Here is a 17,126-nt window from a genome sequence, read left to right as displayed (position 1 = left end):
ACACGGATTTCATCGAAGCGCGCACGCGCGAACCGGCGACACGTTTGCGAAACGACAAAAAACGTAACGGAGCCCGAAAACCTGAAATATGCGCGGCCAAATAGGTGAAAATAGCGGCCGCTGCGCGCTTCCGGGGCGCGTGCAGTTTCAAACCGGCCGGCGGCGTCGACTGTCGGCCCTTGTCAACTGATAATCGAAAGGTTCTGACTCCATGAAGAAACTCCTGATCGCTACCGCCATCGGCGCGTTGTCCGCCACGATGCTGGTGTCGGCTCCGAGCGCGTTCGCGCAGGGCACGGCAACGACCGCGAAGAAGACGGCCAAGCGCCCGGCACCGGCGAAGCGCCTCGTTCCGCGCAGCAAGAAGGCGCAGGCACGTGCCGCAGCCAAGGTCGATCCGGTACCGGACGGCGCAGTCAAGTGGTCGTGCAAGGAAGGCCTGTCGTTCAACCTCGCCGGCGACATGAAGCGCGACCAGGTGGTCACGGTCCACTGGGCGAACAAGAACTACAAGCTGCCGCGTCAGGCGACGACGACCGGCGCAGACACGTTCTACGATCCGGCCGCCGGCTTCAAGCTGGTCGTGATCCCGACCAAGGCGATGCTGTTCAGCGACGCGAACGGCGGCGAGCGTCTCGCCGACGAGTGCATGACGCCGGAAATGGCACAAGGCGGCGCAGCGCCGACGCAGTCGAACGAGCTGAAGCCGGCAACGAACTAAGCGCGTTCCCCAGGGCTCCTCGATGTCCGCCTCGGTCTCCAACGTCCGCCCCGCTCCGGATTCGGTTCTCGTCGATATCGTCGACTACGTGCTGAATACCGGAATCGACAGCGCGCTTGCGCTGGAGACGGCGCGTCATTGCCTGATCGACACGCTCGGATGCGGCCTCGAGGCGCTGTCCTACCCCGCCTGCACCAAGCTGCTCGGCCCAGTCGTGCCGGGCACGATCGTGCCGAACGGCGCGAAGGTGCCCGGCACGTCCTTCCAGCTCGACCCGGTCCAGGCCGCGTTCGACATCGGCGCGATGATCCGCTGGCTGGACTTCAACGACACCTGGCTCGCCGCCGAATGGGGGCATCCGTCCGACAACCTCGGCGGGATCCTGGCGACGGCCGACTGGCTGTCACGCACGGCCGTCGCGGCCGGCAGGCAGCCGCTGACGATGCGCGACGTCCTGGTCGCGATGATCCAGGCCCATGAGATCCAGGGCTGTCTCGCGCTCGAAAATTCGTTCAACGCGGTCGGGCTCGACCACGTGCTGCTCGTGAAAGTGGCGTCGACGGCCGTCGTCGGCCGCCTGCTCGGGCTCACGCGCGATGAACTGATCAACGCGGTATCCAACGCGTTCATCGACGGCCACGCGCTGCGCACCTACCGCCACGCGCCGAACACCGGTTCACGCAAGTCGTGGGCGGCCGGCGACGCGACGTCGCGCGCGGTGCGCCTCGCGCTGATCGCGAAAACCGGCGAGATGGGTTATCCGTCGGCGCTCACCGCGAAAACCTGGGGCTTCTACGACGTGCTGTTCAACGGGCAGCCGTTCCGCTTCCAGCGCCCGTACCGCACGTACGTGATGGAGAACGTGCTGTTCAAGATCGCGTTCCCCGCCGAATTCCATGCGCAGACGGCCGTCGAGGCCGCGCTGCAGCTGCACGCTCGGCTCGCCGAGGCGGGCCGCACGACCGACGACATCAGCCGCATCACGATCCGCACGCATGCGGCCGCGCTGCGCATTATCGACAAGCAGGGGCCGCTCGCGAATCCGGCCGACCGCGACCACTGCATCCAGTACATGGTCGCGGTGCCGCTGCTGTTCGGCCGGCTGACCGCGGCCGATTACGAAGACGCGGTCGCCGCCGACCCGCGCATCGACGCGCTCCGCGCGAAAACCGCGTGCGTCGAGGATCCGCAGTTCACGAAGGATTACCATGACCCGGCGAAGCGCTCGATCGCGAATGCATTGACGATCGAATTCGCGGACGGATCGACGCTTGCCGAAGTGGCGGTCGAATACCCGATCGGCCATCAGCGACGCCGTGCGGACGGCATCCCGCTGCTGATCGAGAAATTCCGGACCAACCTTGCCCGCCGTTTCCCGGCAAAGCAGCAACAAGCGATTCTCGACGTGTCGCTGGACCAGGCAAAGCTCGAAGCAATGCCGGTCAATGAGTACGTCGATCTGTATGTGATATAGCCGTCATCTACAGGACACGTAGTTTCCTAGCCTTAAACCCAGGAAAATCACCATGGCCCACAATCTCCACAAGACTCTCAAGGAATTCGACAGCGGTTCCGGCAAAGGCAAGTTCTACTCGCTGCCGCAGCTCGGCAAGGAACTGAAGACGAAGATCGAACGCCTGCCGGTGTCGATCCGTATCGTGCTCGAGTCCGTGCTGCGCAACTACGACGGCAAGAAGATCACCGAAGAGCACATCGAGCAGCTCGCGAACTGGCAGCCGACCGCGAAGCGTGTCGACGAGATTCCGTTCGTGGTGTCGCGTGTGGTGCTGCAGGACTTCACCGGCGTGCCGCTGCTCGCCGACATCGCGGCCATGCGCGGTGTCGCCGAGCGTTCGGGCAAGAATCCGAAGAAGATCGAGCCGCTGGTGCCGGTCGACCTCGTCGTCGACCACTCGGTGCAGATCGACTACTTCCGTCAGAAGGATGCGCTCGACCTGAACATGAAGCTGGAATTCCAGCGCAACAACGAGCGCTACCAGTTCATGAAGTGGGGCATGCAGGCGTTCGACACGTTCAAGGTCGTGCCGCCGGGCGTGGGCATCGTCCACCAGGTGAACCTCGAATATCTCGCGCGCGGCGTCCACAAGAAGACGGACGGCGGCGACACCGTGTACTACCCGGACACGCTCGTCGGCACTGACAGCCACACGACGATGATCAACGGCATCGGCGTGGTCGGCTGGGGCGTGGGCGGCATCGAGGCTGAAGCCGGCATGCTCGGCCAGCCGGTGTATTTCCTGACGCCGGACGTCGTCGGCGTCGAGCTGAAGGGCAAGCTGCGCGAAGGCGTGACGGCCACCGACCTGGTGCTGACGATCACCGAAATGCTGCGCAAGGAAAAGGTCGTCGGCAAGTTCGTCGAGTTCTTCGGCGAAGGCACGCGCTCGCTGTCGCTGCCGGACCGCGCGACGATCGGCAACATGGCGCCGGAATACGGCGCGACGATGGGCTTCTTCCCGGTCGACGAAAAGACGATCGAGTACTTCGAAGGCACTGGCCGCACGAAGGCCGAGATTGCCGCGTTCGAAAACTACTTCAAGGCGCAGAACCTGTTCGGCATTCCGAACGCCGGCGACATCGACTACACGAAGACGGTGACGCTCGACCTCGCGACGGTCGCACCGTCGCTGGCCGGCCCGAAGCGCCCGCAAGACCGCATCGAGATCGGCAACGTCAAATCGACGTTTACCGAACTGTTCTCGAAGCCGGTCGCGGAGAACGGCTTCGCGAAGAAGGCTGAGGACCTGAACGCGCAGTACACGACGAGCAACGGCGTGAACGTGAAGAACGGCGACGTGCTGATCGCCGCGATCACGTCGTGCACGAACACGTCGAACCCGAGCGTGCTGCTGGCCGCCGGCCTGCTCGCGAAGAAGGCCGTCGAAGCCGGCCTGAGCGTCGCGCCGCACATCAAGACGTCACTCGCGCCTGGATCGCGCATCGTCACCGAATACCTGACGAAGACGGGCCTGCTGCCCTATCTCGCGAAGCTCGGCTTCGAAGTCGCGGCTTACGGCTGCACGACCTGTATCGGCAACGCAGGCGACCTGACGCCGGAGCTGAACGAAGCGATCACGAAGAACGACATCGTCGCGGCGGCCGTGTTGTCGGGCAACCGCAACTTCGAAGCGCGGATCCACCCGAACATCCGCGCGAACTTCCTCGCGTCGCCGCCGCTGGTCGTCGCGTACGCGATCGCCGGCAACATCACGCGCGACCTGATGACCGAGCCGGTCGGCAAGGGCAAGGACGGCTACGACATCTACCTCGGCGACATCTGGCCGACGAGCGAGGAAATCCACGCGCTGCTGAAGTTCGCGCTGGATCCGAAGAAGTTCGAGGACAACTACTCGAAGCTGACCAAGAAGGGCGACCTCTGGAGCAAGATCGAGGGCGAGACGGGCCAGGTTTACGACTGGCCGAAGTCGACCTACATCGCGGAGCCGCCGTTCTTCGGCAACGACTTCTCGATGGAGCCGGCCGCATCGATCCCGACCGTCAAGGGCGCACGCGCACTCGGCATCTTCGGCGACTCGGTGACGACCGACCACATCAGCCCGGCAGGCTCGATCAAGGAAGACTCGCCGGCAGGCAAGTGGCTGAAGGAGAACGGCGTGCAGAAGGCCGACTTCAACAGCTACGGCTCGCGCCGCGGCAACCACGACGTGATGATGCGCGGCACGTTCGCGAACGTCCGGATCAAGAACCTGATGATTCCGGCAAAGGCGGACGGCACGCGCGTCGAAGGCGGCCTGACGATTCATCAGCCGAGCGGCGAGCAGCTGTCGATCTACGACGCGGCGATGAAGTACGTCGACGCCGGCACGCCGACCGTCGTGTTCGCGGGCGAAGAGTACGGCACGGGCTCGTCGCGCGACTGGGCCGCGAAGGGCACGCAGCTGCTCGGCGTGAAGGCCGTGATCGCACGCAGCTTCGAGCGCATCCACCGCTCGAACCTCGTCGGCATGGGCGTGCTGCCGCTGCAATTCAAGGGTGCTGACAGCGTCCAGTCGCTCGGCATCACCGGCGAAGAGACCTACGACATCGAAGGCCTCGGCGACGACTTCAAGCCGCAGCAGGACGTCACGCTCGTGATTCACCGCAAGAACGGCGAAACGACCCGCGTGCCGGTGCTGCTGCGCATCGATACGCCGATCGAAGTCGACTACTACAAGCACGGCGGGATCCTGCCGTTCGTGCTGCGTTCGCTGCTCGCAGCGTAAGCGCCCTGCGTTTGCAGGTGCCGCAGCCGCCTCGCGGTGGCTGCGGCCGATTTGGATGCCCGACCTCGTGTCGGGCTTTTTTTCGTGCCGGTCGGTGGGCGGCTGCCGCCGCGCCGATCGCACGACGGCGCCCGGCTAGCGCGGGACGTCGTCCGCGTCGCGCGTCACGCGGCGTTGCCGGTTCGCGCCTTCGCGCCGGCGGACAAACGCGCTCGCGCGTTCTTCTTCAGATGCGCGCGGTTGTAATCGATTGCCGCGCGCACGAGACGCTTCAGCGCCGGCTCGTCGAGCTTGTCGCCTTCGAGGAAATCGATCGCTCGGCGCGCGTTTCCTTCAAGACCCGCGTTGAACAGGCCGTCCGGATCGGCCAGGTGCGCTCCATGCATGAACGTCAGCTTCACCTTGCCCTTGTGCGCGTTTGCGACCGCAATCATCCCGTCGCACGACCACACGGGGCTGCCCATCCATTTCCATTCCTCGACGATGCCGTCGTCGGCCGCGAGAATCGCGTCGCGCACCGCCGCGAACGTCTTGCCGCGCCAATCGCCGATCCCGGCGATCAATGCGTCGATACGCTGCGACGGCGTAAGGTCGGTCGTGCTCATGCATGTGCCTCCGTGCCTTCATCGGGACGCGCGAGCACCTGTTCGAGCGACGCGAAGAACCGAGCCCATCCGTGCTGCGCACCGCGGTATGCCTGCTCCTGATCCGTGCGGAACCCCGCCTGCTCCATTCGCAACAGCGTGCCGCGCGGCGTCGGCGTGAGCGTCCAGGTAACGACGCTTTCGAGGCCATAGGCGGCCCACGTATACGACAGCACGCGCTGCGGCTCGATCGTCAGCACCTTGCAGTCGACCGAACCCCAGTCCGCGTGGAAGCTGAATGCGCGGCCAGCGACCGGCTCGAAATCGCTCTTCATCAGCCACGCGTCGATCAGATGCGGCTGCGTGAGCGCTCGCCAGATCTTCTCCGGCGGATGCGGCAGTTCCCGTTCGACGACGACAGTACGCGTTTCGGTAGAACCCTGGTTCATCACTGATCCATCCTTTTGAGCAGATCTTCGAGAGCGTCGAACCGGTGCTGCCAGAAGCCGGCCATCTGGCTGGTCCAGTCGATCAACGGGGTCAGCGCCTGCGGCTGCGCGCTGTAGTGCGTCTGCCGGCCTTCGTGACGATCGCTCACGAGCCCGGCCTGCTTCAGTACGCCCAGGTGCTTCGATACCGCCGGCTGCGACACGCGTGCACGGGCGGTCAGCGCGGCCACCGTCAGTTCGCCCTCCTCGCACAGCCGCTCGAAGAGCGCGCGGCGCGTCGGATCGGCGAGCGTACGGAACAGCATGTCGTGAGCGTTTTGCATGAGGCAATTCATAACCGAAAAGTTATGAATGGAAGGATAGCGGCGGATCCGCGGGCGTCAAGAAGGAATTTCACCGGGATACCGGTCTTACGAGCGCACTCGTCTTGCAATGGACAGCAGGTGACTGTCGGCACGGCGCCGCGATCGCAATTCGAGCACCGACTCTAATGCGCCGATCCGAGCGGCGAACCGAAAGCACGCTGCAAGACTCGGCGATGCGTTGTTCCACAATTCGGGAAACCTCAGCGTTCGACGGGCGCCGTTTTCGTGCCTCCGCGTATCCGGCGACGCCGTCGCGCGCTCGCCGCTACCGCGCTTGACCAAATAGTGCGACTCGTGGCGCGCCCGCGCGCGCGAGCCGGCGATGCGCGCGCACGACGATGCGCTCCGCGATCGCGCACATTCCGATACGGCAACGAACGAGTCGCGCGCACAAGCGTCGGCCACCGTCGCGCGATCGCGCAGCGAACCGGTTCCCTTTGCCGGTCGCCGCTTCGAGACGCCTGAACCGCACGTCGCCCGCGTGTGAGCACGCCAATGTCAGAACTGACAGCTATGGAAACTGGCAGCTACCTGAACGGCGCCGACGCCCTACGCTCGTCACCGCTCGCGGCCCCACAAGGGCCGGGGCTTCCAGCAACGTCGTCTCTCCTAAAAAGGACTCCCGATGAAAAGGAATGCCCGGTTTGCCCTTCCCCTTCCGTCGCCCCGCCGCTTCGCGTGCGCGTGGCCGCTCGTGTTCGCGGCCGGCGCCGCGCACGCGACGACGGACTGGGTCGACACCCACACGAAGACCTTTCTGACCGGCCCGCAGCTGCTGGCCCGCAGCGCGGCGCCGTCGCTCGAGCTCGCGGCCGGCGAAACGGCCGACGTCGTCGTCAGCCTGAAGCTGCGCAATGCGGCGCAACTGAAGCAACTGGCGCACGACGTCAACCGCCCCGGCAACGCGCACTATCGCCAGTACCTGACGCACGAGCAGTTCCTCGCGAACTACGCGCCGACCGAAGCGCAGGTGAAGTCGGTCGTCGACTATCTGCGCAAAAGCGGCTTCGTGAACATCGAGGTCGCGCCGAACCGGCTGCTGGTGTCCGCGCGCGGCACGGCCGGCACGGTGAAAACCGCATTCAACACGTCGCTCGTGCATTTCGAGTACGCAGGCCGCTCCGGATTCGCGAACGCGTCGACCGCGCAGGTGCCGCGCGCGCTCGGCGACGTCGTCGGCTCGGTGCTTGGGCTGCAGAACGTCGCACGCGCACGGCCGATGCTGCGCATCGGCAACGTCTCGAAACCGCAAGCGCTCGCGGCCGGCACGGCTACCGGCCATTATCCGAAGGAATTTCCGGGCCTTTACAACGCAACCGGCGTGCCGACCGCGGCCGGCGTGACGGTCGGAATCGTCACGATCGGCGGCGTGTCGCAGACGTTGCAGGACCTGAAGCAGTTCACGTCGAGCAATGGTTACGGCACGGTCGCGACCCAGACCGTGAAGACCAACGGCACCGGCACGACCGGCAGCTACAGCGACGACCAGGACGGCCAGGGCGAATGGGATCTGGACAGCCAGTCGATCGTCGGATCGGCCGGCGGCCAGGTCGGCAAGCTGGTGTTCTACATGGCGGACCTGAACGCAGCCGGGAACACCGGGCTCACGCGAGCGTTCAACCGTGTCGTGTCGGACAACACCGCGAAGGTGATCAACGTGTCGCTCGGCTGGTGCGAAACGGACGCGGACGCGGACGGCACGCTCGATGCCGAGGAGCAGATCTTCACGACGGCCGCCGCGCAAGGCCAGACGTTCTCGGTGTCGTCAGGCGACGAAGGCGTGTACGAGTGCAACAACCGTGGCTATCCGGACGGCGCGAACTACACGGTGTCGTGGCCGGCCGCTTCGCCGCACGTGCTGGCGATCGGCGGCACGACGCTGTACACCACGTCGAGCGGCGGGTTCTCGAGCGAGACGGTATGGAACGAAGGCCTCGACGGCAACGGCAAGCTCTGGGCGACGGGTGGCGGCGTCAGCTCGATCCTGCCCGCGCCGTCGTGGCAATCGGGCAGCAACCGCCGTTTGCCGGACGTGTCGTTCGACGCCGCGCAGAGCACGGGCGCATATATCTACAACTACGGCCAGTTGCAGCAAATCGGCGGCACGAGCCTCGCCGCGCCGATCTTCACCGGCTTCTGGGCCCGCCTGCTCGCGGCGAACGGCACGGGTCTCGGTTTCCCGGCCGCGAAGTTCTATGCGGACATTCCATCGAACCCGTCGCTGGTGCGCTATGACGTCGTGTCGGGCAACAACGGCTATCAGGGGTATGGCTACACCGCGGGCGCCGGCTGGGACTACCCGACCGGCTTCGGCAGCCTGAACGTGTCGAACCTCAACAAGCTGATCCAGACGGGCGGCTTCTGAGCGTGACGTGATGTGATGTGACGGCGCGCGGTGACGTTTCATCGCGCGCCCGCCAGGCATTTCGCGGGGCCGCGCGCCGTTACGACACCGCACGCCGCGCGTTGCGTCCGCGCAGCCATTCGAGCGCCAGCAGCAGGCTCGTCGAAAAAATGATCAGGATCGTCGCGAGCGCGGCGATCGTCGGGCTGATGTTCTCGCGGATCCCGGTGAACATCTGGCGCGGCAGCGTCGTCTGGTCCGCGCCCGCGAGGAACAGCGTGACGACGACTTCGTCGAACGACGTCGCGAACGCGAACAGCGCGCCAGACATCACGCCCGGCGCGATCACCGGCAGCGTCACGCGGAAAAACGTCGTGACCGGATTCGCGCCGAGCGACAGGCTCGCGCGCACCAGATTCTGGTTGAAGCCTTGCAGCGTCGCCGCGACCGTCGTCACGACGAACGGCACGCCGAGCGCCGCGTGCGCGGCGATCAGGCCCGTGTACGTGTTCGCGAGCCCAAGCGGCGCAAAGAACAGGTACATGCCGACGCCGACCACGACGACGGGCACGATCATCGGCGACAGCAGCACGGCCATCAGCAACCCCTTGCCGCGGAAATCCGCCTTCGTGAGGCCGATCGCGGCGAGCGTGCCGAGCACGGTCGCGACAACGGTCGCCGACGGCGCGACGATGAAGCTGTTCTTCGCCGCCATCCGCCATTCGTCGGACGCAATCAGGTTTTCGTACCAGCGCGTCGAGAAGCCCGGAATCGGATACACGAGGAACGTGCTCGACGAGAACGACAGCGGCACGATCGCGAGCACCGGCAGGATCAGGTACAGCAGCGTCAGCACGACGAGCACGCGCAGCGCGACGTACCACGCGCGCTCGACGAACGACATGTGCGGCGCGAACAGCGGCCTGGCGAGTTTCATGGTCGGCATTCCCTTGTCGTTTCCCTGTGCCCGGCGCTCAGCCGAGGCTCACGTTGGTGCGCGTGAAGCGCCCGTACACCGCATACAGCACGAGCGTCGCCGCGAGCAGCAGCCCGCCGAGCGCACATGCCATGCCCCAGTTGATCGTCACGTTCGTGAAGTACGCGACGTAGTAACTGACCATCTGGTCGTTCGGCCCGCCGAGCAGCGCGGGCGTGATGTAGTAACCGATCGCGAGAATGAACACGAGCAGCGCGCCGGCGCCGACGCCCGGATAGGTCTGCGGCACATACACGCGCCAGAACGCGGCGAACGGATGGCTGCCGAGCGACACGGCCGCGCGCTGGTAGGTCGGCGGGATCGACTTCATCACGCTGTACAGCGGCAGGATCATGAACGGCAGCAGGATGTGCGTCATCGAGATGTACACGCCGACGCGGTTGAACAGCAGCGTCAGCGGATGCGAGATCAGCCCGCTGCCGATCAGCGCCTTGTTCACGAGCCCCTCGCTCTGCAGCAGCACGATCCACGCGGCGACGCGCACCAGCACCGACGTCCAGAACGGGATCAGCACGAGGATCATCACGAGGTTCGCGCGGCGCTCCGACAGCGTCGAAATCCAGTATGCGAGCGGATAGCCGAGCAGCAGCGCGAACAGCGTGACGGCGACGCCAATCACGAACGTGCGGCCGAAGATCGCAAGATAGATCGACTGGTCCGGGTCGGCCTGCACGATATGGCCAAAGCCGTCCTGCTTGTGGTCGAGTGCGGCGAGCAGGTAGAACGGCGACACCTGGCTGCCGTTCTTCGCGATCGACTGCCAGTACGCCGCGTCGCCCCAGCGCGAATCGAGGTCGATCAGTTTCGCGCGAGTCTGCGCGGGGGTCAGTGCCGCGTCGCCATCGCCCTTCAGCGGCATCGCGCGCGCCGTCTTCGCGACGAGCGAGCGGTAGCCTGGAATCTCGGTGTTCAGGCGTCGCGCGAGCGCACCCATCGCCTCGCTGTCGGCAACCTTCGTCATGTCGGTCGCGAGCGCGGCATACGCGGCGTCGGGCGGCGGCGCCTTGCGGTCCCAGCCCGACAGCGCGGCGACCGTGTTCGGCAGCGCGGTCGCGATTTCGGGGTTCTGCACCGCGCGCGTGAGCAGCGTGCCGATCGGCACGACAAAGATAAGCAGCAGGAAGATCGCGAGCGGCGCGATCAGCAGCAGCGCCATCGTGCGCTTGCGGGCCTCGGCTGCCTTCAGTTCGCGCTTGAGCGCGGCTGTCGACGGCGAGGAAGGAGCGATCGTCATCGTGTTCAACGGTTCTCTCCGGCCGGGCACGGTCCGGCGGAATGCCGCGCGACGCGCTCGGCGCGCCGCGCGGCAGGTTGCATCAGGACACCCGAGTAGCGGTTACTTCGTCGCCCACGCGGCGAAACGCTGCTCGAGCTCGTCGCTGTGGTCGGTCCAGAAACCGATGTCTTCCAGCACCGCGTTCTTGCCGTTGGCCGGCGAGTTCGGCAGGTTCGCGAGCGTCTTCGCATCGAGCGACTTGATCGCCGCGACGTTCGTCGGGCCGTACGCGATGTGCTGCGCATACGCCTGCTGCGGCTTCGGCGTCAGCGTGTACGCGATGTACTGCTCGGCGAGCGCCTTGTTCGGCGAGCCCTTCGGAATCGCCCAGTAGTCGAGGTCGTAGATGCTGCCGTTCCACACGACCTTCAGGTTCTTGCCTTCCTTCTGCGCGGCGTCGATGCGGCCGTTGTACGCGGTCGACATCACGACGTCGCCGGCCACCAGGAACTGCGGCGGCTGCGCGCCGGCTTCCCACCACTGGATGTACGGCTTCAGCTCGTCGAGCTTCTTGAACGCGCGGTCCTGGCCAGCTTTCGTGCCGAGCACCTTGTACACGTCCTTCGTCGCGACGCCGTCGGCCATCAGCGCGAACTCGAGGTTGTAGCGTGCGCCCTTGCGCATCCCGCGCTTGCCGGGGAATTTCTTCACGTTCCAGAAATCGGCCCAGCCGGTCGGCGCGGTCTTCAGCTTGTCCGCGTTGTACGACAGCGCGGTCGACCATACGAAGAAGCCGACGCCGCACACCTGCGGCGCTTCCGGAATCAGGTCGGATTTCTTCGCGATCTTCGCCCAGTCGAGCTTCTCGTACAGCCCTTCGTCGCAGCCGCGGTTCAGGTCGCCCGATTCGACTTCGACCACGTCCCAGTTGACGTGCTTCGCCTCGACCATCGCCTTCACTTTCGCCTGCTCGCCGTTGTACTCGACGGCCGTGACCTTGTTGCCGGTGGCCTTCTCGAACGGCTGGTTGAACGCGGCCTTCTGCGCGTCGCCGTTCGCGCCGCCGAAGTTGACGACCGTAAGTTCGGCCGCCGTGGCCGATGCGCCGACGACGGCAAGCGCCAGCGCGAGTGCCGTGCGACGCGCGGTAGAGTGTGCTGCGTTCATGATGGTTCCTCTCCTCTCGTGGTGGAAGTGGGCGTTGTTGTTGACGACGTGCTGCGAAAAAACGGGAAACCCTGCGTCACGCGAACACGCGCAGATGCTCGGGCGAGAATGCGAGCGATACCGGCGCGCCGGGCGAGAACGCGTCGAGCGCGCCCGTGCCGAGCGGCACTTTCACGAAGCATTCGTCCTGGCCCGGCAACGCGCAGCGCATGCGCACGTGATCGCCGAAATAGATCAGGCTGCGGGCCTCGCCGGTCACCCGGTTCGCGGCACCGCCGTTCAGGTGACCGTTCGCGAGGCTCATGCGTTCGGGGCGGATGCAAGCGACGGCCGGCGCGCCTTCGGCCGCATCGCCGATGCGGCGTCCGACGAGCTGCGTGCCGTCGTCGAGCCGGAACTCGCAGAAGTCGCCGTCGACGCGCGCGATGGTGCCGCGCAGCCGGTTGCTGTCGCCGATGAAGTTCGCGACGAATTCGTTGCACGGCGATTCGTAAAGACGATCGACGGTATCGAGCTGCTGCACGATCCCCTTGTCGAACACGGCGACGCGATCGGACATCGTCAGCGCCTCGCCCTGATCGTGCGTCACATACACGAACGTCACGCCGAGCTTCTCGTGAAGCGCCTTCAGCTCGTACTGCATGTGTTCGCGCAGCTGCTTGTCGAGCGCGCCGAGCGGCTCGTCCATCAGCACGAGCTTCGGTTCGAACACGAGCGCGCGCGCGAGGGCGATACGCTGCTGCTGGCCGCCCGACAACTGCGCCGGATAGCGCTTCGCGAAGCGCTCCATCTGCACCATCTTCAGCGCATGCGCGACGCGCTCGGCACGCTCGCCGGCCTGCAGCTTGCGCACCGTCAGCGGATACGCGACGTTCTGCTCCACCGTCAGGTGCGGAAACAGCGCATAGTTCTGGAACACCATGCCGATGTTGCGCTTGTGCGGCGGGACGGTGTTCAGCAGTTCGCCATCGAGCCGAATCTCGCCGCCCGTCGGAAACTCGAAACCCGCCAGCATCATCAGGCAGGTGGTCTTGCCCGAGCCGGACGGCCCGAGCAACGTCAGGAATTCCCCTCGGCGGATGTCGAGGTCGAGCGATTTGACGACCAGGGTTTCCCCGTCGTAGGTCTTCCGCACGCCGCGAAAGCTGACGATCACATCATCGGACTTCATCGTGGCTGTCCCCTTGCTGCGCGACAAAACGTTTATGAATGCCCTTCAACCCGACGCTGCGCGCCAGGCCCCCCAGGAGGTCAAGAAAACTCGAAAGTGTTTCTTGTGAGATGGACCCACTATACGGCCGGCACGGTTCTATACTAGGGAACCATTTCAATATTCCTAGTAGGACCACTTTGGATACCGTGATCCTCGCGGACTGGCTGTCCGCCCGGCTCGACCGCAGCTCGTCCGAGCCGATGTACCGGCAACTGCTGCAACAGATGCAACAAGCGATTCTTGCCGGAGAATTAGGGCCGGGGACGAAGCTTCCGAGTTCGCGCACGCTCGCGGCCGACCTGTCGATCGCGCGCAATACCGTGCTGCACGTGTACGACCAGCTGACCGCCGAAGGCTACGTGCTGACGACGACGGGCAGCGGCACCTACGTGGCCGACACGCGCCCGGACGCGGCCGCGATCCATGCGCCGGGCGCCGCGCCGCCGTCGGCCGGTAGCGGCGCGGCGCCGCTGCCGGACGCGCAGGGCGGCCTGTCGATGCGCGGCCGCCAACTGATCGAGCATGCGGGTGTGTCGCGGCGCCAGTGGGGCGCGTTCATGCCGGGTGTGCCGGACGTGTCGGAATTCCCGAGCCGCACGTGGAGCCGCCTGCAGGCGCGACTATGGAAGGAAGCGAATCCGGAGCTGCTGACCTACGCGCCGGGTGGCGGTTACCGCCCGTTGCGTCGTGCGCTTGCCGACTACCTGCGCGTCGCACGGTCGGTCAAATGCTCGCCGGACCAGGTGATCATCACGACCGGCATTCACCAGTCGATCGACCTCGCGGTGCGGCTGCTGTCCGACATCGGCGATCGCGCGTGGGTCGAGGAGCCGTGCTACTGGGGCGTGCGCAGCGTGCTGCAGGCAGCCGGCCTCGCGCTGACGCCGGTGCCGGTCGACCAGGAAGGGATCGATCCGAGTGCGAGCGACATGCAGCAACCGCCGCGGCTCGTGCTCGTCACGCCATCTCACCAGTATCCGCTCGGGATGGTGATGAGCCTCGCGCGGCGCCGGATGCTGCTCGAATACGCGCGCCAGCACCGCTGCTGGATCATCGAGGACGACTACGACAGCGAATTCCGCTACGGCAGCCGCCCGCTCGCGTCGCTGCAAGGTCTCGACGACGGCGGCCGCGTGATCTACGTCGGCAGCCTCGGCAAGATGCTGTTCCCGGGCCTGCGCATGGGCTACATGGTCGTGCCCGAACATCTCGTCGACACGTTCCGCACCGGACTGTCGGAACTGTATCGCGAGGGCCAGCTGATGCAGCAGGCCGTGCTCGCCGAATTCATCATGGACGGGCACCTGACTTCGCACGTCAGACGGATGCGCACGCTGTACGGCGAGCGCCGGCAATTGCTGATCGATGCGATCCATGCGCGGTTCGGCGACGCGCTGCCCGTGATGGGTGACGAAGCAGGGCTGCATCTGGTGCTCGGTCTGCCCGATACGTGCGACGATCGCGCGGTTACGCAAAGCGCGTTCGACGCGGGCGTGATCGTGCGCCCGCTGACGAGCTACTACAGCTGTCGGGACACCGCGCGTCGCGGGCTGCTGCTCGGCTACGCGTGCGTCGCGCACGAAGGCATCGGGCCCGCATTCGATACGCTCGCGGCAACCATCGAGCAGCATCTGCCGCGGCGGTTCACGCGCGCGGCGTGACTGCATGCGGGATTGCGCGCGTTACTGTGCGGCCGCCGCGCCGCGATCGAGCGACGCCGCTCGCACCGCTTCGCCTGGTTTCGTGAAGATGCGCTGCCGCAGTGCGGCAATCCGCGCATCGCGATCCTGCGCCGACAGCCCGGCCGCAACGATCTGCGCACGCTGCGCCGCATAGTCCGCGTAGCGGCTCTGCCACGATGCATCGTCCTGCTGCATCTGCGCGACGCGCGCCGCCGCTTCGGGACCAAGCGTCTGCGTCAGTTGCGCGCGCATCGCATCGGGCGTCGCCCCGCTCTTCTGCAACTGCGCGATCTGGTCGATCGCGGCGCGCTGCCTGTCGACCTTCTGTCGCGCGGCCCGTTCGTCGTCCGGCATCTGCTGCGCAAGCGCCGCGAGCCGTTCCGCCTTCTGCGCGTCGGTTAAGGTGCGATCCTGCGCGATCTTCAGCCGCGCGAGATCGTAGCGCTGCCGCCACTGCTCCGCGCCGAAAAACGGCTGGCTCCAGTCGCCGAGCGTGCGGTATCCGATCGACGCGCGCTGGTCGAGCGCGAGCTGCAGCGCGCCGGGATCCGACTTGTCGACCGCACCGGCCTGCGGTAGCGTCGCGAGCGCGTCGAGATACGCACGGTATCGATGCCACACGTCCAACGCCTCACGCTGCGCGATCGTGCCGTCGAGCTGTGCCGCGATCTCGCGCACGACGAGCGCATCGAGCGCGGTTGCGTTCAGGTCGCTCTGCGCGGTCAGGCAGTAATCGAAGAAGTCGCGGACCGCGCGCGACTTCGCGAGATGGCCGCCCGCATCGAGCGGCAACCGCGGCGCACTGGCCCCTGCAAGCGACGACGGCAGGCCGGTGCTCGCCGGCAACGCGGCGGGCGCCACGACCGCCGACGCGCTCGCGCCGCCAGGTGCTTGCTCGGCCGCCGACGCATATGCGGCATCCGCCCGGCGCTGTGACGCCGCGCCGCTCCAGAGTGCTGCGACGGCAATCGCAGCCAGTCCTGCCGCACCGTAGATCGCAACGCGCCGCGCAAGCGGCGCGCGTCCTTCACGCACGGCCATCGATCACACGCCCGCGAGCTTCAGCCGGTTCGCATGCGTGCGAATCACCGCGACAGGATCCTCCGCATACGCGCCGCGCACGCCGAGCAACTGGTTGATCTCGTCGAGGTGATTCCACTTGTAGCTTGTGCTCAGCACCTTCCCGTACAGCGCGCTGCACTTCGATACGAGCCCGTCGTTCTGCCCCGAGCCACGATTGATCATCACAGTGCCGGTGCCGAGCAGCGCCAACGTCGACAAGTCCAGCGCGTTCGCCGGATCGATTGCCGGAATCGTGCTCGTATCGGCCGCACCCGTGACGCCGAATGCAGATATCGTCGGCTGGATCGCCGTGCCGGCCCACGAATACAGCAGGTGCGTATTGCCGCCGACCGTCTCCGTCGGCGCGCCCGTCTGGCAACTGCCCGGCGCGCCGAGACCGGCGCTTGGATAGTTCTGGTTGTACGTGGCGGCCTGCGTGGTCGTCAGCGTCTTCAGTGCGGCGAGCGCGTCCTGGTTCGTGTTTTGGCTGCTGCTCGTCAGGATTCCGAATACATTGGCGAACGCGGCGATCACCGACGACGACAACCCGGTCGGATCGTACGCAAGCACGCTCTGTACGAAGTCCGCGAACTCCGAGCCACGGTGCGGCGTGCCGATGGTCGTCACCGATGCGACGAGATCGGGCGCGACGGCCGCGACATAGCGCGATGTGAGGCCGCCCTGGCTGTGGCCGACCAGGTTCACCTTCGCCGCGCCTGTCGCGGCGAGCACCGTCTTCACGTACGCGAGCAGCTGTTCGCCGCGCCCGTTCGGGCCATCGTCGCTCTGGAAGCCGGACAGGTTTGCGACATACACCGTCGCGCCATGCTGCTGCAGGTCCTGCTGAATGCCGTACCAATAGTCGAGCACGCCGGCGTACTTGTCGGTGCCGGTCAGCCCGTGCACGAGGATGATCGGGTAACGCGTCGCCGCATAATCGTCTGCCGGCGCGGCCGCCGCCATCGCCGCGTGCGTCGTCGCGAGCGTCATCATCGCGGTCGTGCCCGCGAACGGCGCGACGCTCATTGCGCATGCCACTGCCCCTGCCACCACCCTGGAACGCATCGATCTGGCCATCCATG

General features: G+C 66.1%; 14 protein-coding genes. 5 read left to right on the top strand and 9 right to left on the bottom strand.

What is annotated here, in order from left to right:
- Positions 1–211 precede the first annotated feature (211 nt).
- From WK25_RS22255 to acnA, 3 genes are read left to right on the top strand one after another with little or no spacing between them, the layout of a single operon-like run.
- Complete coding sequence (locus WK25_RS22255) at positions 212–721, top strand: hypothetical protein (RefSeq protein ID WP_040139407.1); 510 nt, start codon at positions 212–214, stop codon at positions 719–721.
- Between the two features lie 22 nt (positions 722–743).
- Positions 744–2,195: a bifunctional 2-methylcitrate dehydratase/aconitate hydratase gene (locus WK25_RS22250; protein ID WP_040139406.1), complete on the top strand. Its 1,452-nt coding sequence runs from the start codon at positions 744–746 to the stop codon at positions 2,193–2,195.
- Positions 2,196–2,247: 52 nt separating this feature from the next.
- Positions 2,248–4,965 carry an aconitate hydratase AcnA gene (gene acnA / locus WK25_RS22245; protein ID WP_040139405.1) on the top strand — a complete coding sequence of 906 codons (2,718 nt, stop codon included), beginning with the start codon at positions 2,248–2,250 and terminating at the stop codon, positions 4,963–4,965.
- A 164-nt stretch (positions 4,966–5,129) separates the two neighbouring features.
- Here the strand turns inward: acnA and WK25_RS22240 are convergent, their stop codons facing one another.
- Genes WK25_RS22240 through WK25_RS22230 form a run of 3 tightly spaced genes read right to left on the bottom strand, consistent with a single transcriptional unit; the run spans position 5,130 to position 6,321 of the window.
- On the bottom strand, positions 5,130–5,570 hold the full coding sequence (locus WK25_RS22240; RefSeq protein WP_069242758.1) for a DUF1801 domain-containing protein: 441 nt from the start codon (positions 5,568–5,570) through the stop codon (positions 5,130–5,132).
- Entirely contained in the window at positions 5,567–5,998 is a 432-nt protein-coding gene (locus tag WK25_RS22235; protein ID WP_059544801.1) for an SRPBCC family protein, read from the bottom strand. The genes WK25_RS22240 and WK25_RS22235 overlap by 4 nt, the downstream gene beginning before the upstream one ends.
- Positions 5,998–6,321: an ArsR/SmtB family transcription factor gene (locus WK25_RS22230; protein WP_059544753.1), complete on the bottom strand. Its 324-nt coding sequence runs from the start codon at positions 6,319–6,321 to the stop codon at positions 5,998–6,000. The genes WK25_RS22235 and WK25_RS22230 overlap by 1 nt, the downstream gene beginning before the upstream one ends.
- Before the next feature lie 667 nt (positions 6,322–6,988).
- On the opposite strand from WK25_RS22230, the gene WK25_RS22225 reads away from it, so the two are divergent.
- Complete coding sequence (locus WK25_RS22225; RefSeq protein ID WP_069242757.1) at positions 6,989–8,728, top strand: S53 family peptidase; 1,740 nt, start codon at positions 6,989–6,991, stop codon at positions 8,726–8,728.
- A 79-nt stretch (positions 8,729–8,807) separates the two neighbouring features.
- On the opposite strand, the gene WK25_RS22220 is transcribed toward WK25_RS22225, so the two are convergent.
- The 4 genes from WK25_RS22220 to WK25_RS22205 form a co-directional block, all read right to left on the bottom strand.
- Complete coding sequence (locus tag WK25_RS22220) at positions 8,808–9,644, bottom strand: ABC transporter permease (protein ID WP_040141016.1); 837 nt, start codon at positions 9,642–9,644, stop codon at positions 8,808–8,810.
- Between the two features lie 37 nt (positions 9,645–9,681).
- Positions 9,682–10,938: an ABC transporter permease gene (locus WK25_RS22215; RefSeq protein ID WP_040141014.1), complete on the bottom strand. Its 1,257-nt coding sequence runs from the start codon at positions 10,936–10,938 to the stop codon at positions 9,682–9,684.
- Between the two features lie 102 nt (positions 10,939–11,040).
- Complete coding sequence (locus WK25_RS22210) at positions 11,041–12,087, bottom strand: ABC transporter substrate-binding protein (protein WP_040139401.1); 1,047 nt, start codon at positions 12,085–12,087, stop codon at positions 11,041–11,043.
- A gap of 76 nt (positions 12,088–12,163) precedes the next feature.
- On the bottom strand, positions 12,164–13,258 hold the full coding sequence (locus WK25_RS22205; protein ID WP_059544759.1) for an ABC transporter ATP-binding protein: 1,095 nt from the start codon (positions 13,256–13,258) through the stop codon (positions 12,164–12,166).
- Positions 13,259–13,437: 179 nt separating this feature from the next.
- Between WK25_RS22205 and WK25_RS22200 the strand changes: the two genes are divergently transcribed.
- The gene (locus tag WK25_RS22200) at positions 13,438–14,961 is read left to right on the top strand and encodes a PLP-dependent aminotransferase family protein (protein WP_040139399.1); all 1,524 of its coding nucleotides are present in this window, start codon (positions 13,438–13,440) and stop codon (positions 14,959–14,961) included.
- A gap of 21 nt (positions 14,962–14,982) precedes the next feature.
- Here the strand turns inward: WK25_RS22200 and WK25_RS22195 are convergent, their stop codons facing one another.
- Both WK25_RS22195 and WK25_RS22190 read right to left on the bottom strand, forming a co-directional pair.
- Positions 14,983–16,023 carry a lipase secretion chaperone gene (locus WK25_RS22195; protein WP_069242756.1) on the bottom strand — a complete coding sequence of 347 codons (1,041 nt, stop codon included), beginning with the start codon at positions 16,021–16,023 and terminating at the stop codon, positions 14,983–14,985.
- 3 nt (positions 16,024–16,026) lie between these two features.
- The gene (locus WK25_RS22190) at positions 16,027–17,121 is read right to left on the bottom strand and encodes an esterase/lipase family protein (RefSeq protein ID WP_069242755.1); all 1,095 of its coding nucleotides are present in this window, start codon (positions 17,119–17,121) and stop codon (positions 16,027–16,029) included.
- Positions 17,122–17,126: the final 5 nt, after the last annotated feature.

Source organism: Burkholderia latens, assembly GCF_001718795.1.
Classification (GTDB): domain Bacteria; phylum Pseudomonadota; class Gammaproteobacteria; order Burkholderiales; family Burkholderiaceae; genus Burkholderia; species Burkholderia latens_A.
This window is presented reverse-complemented; position numbering and strand designations above follow the sequence as displayed.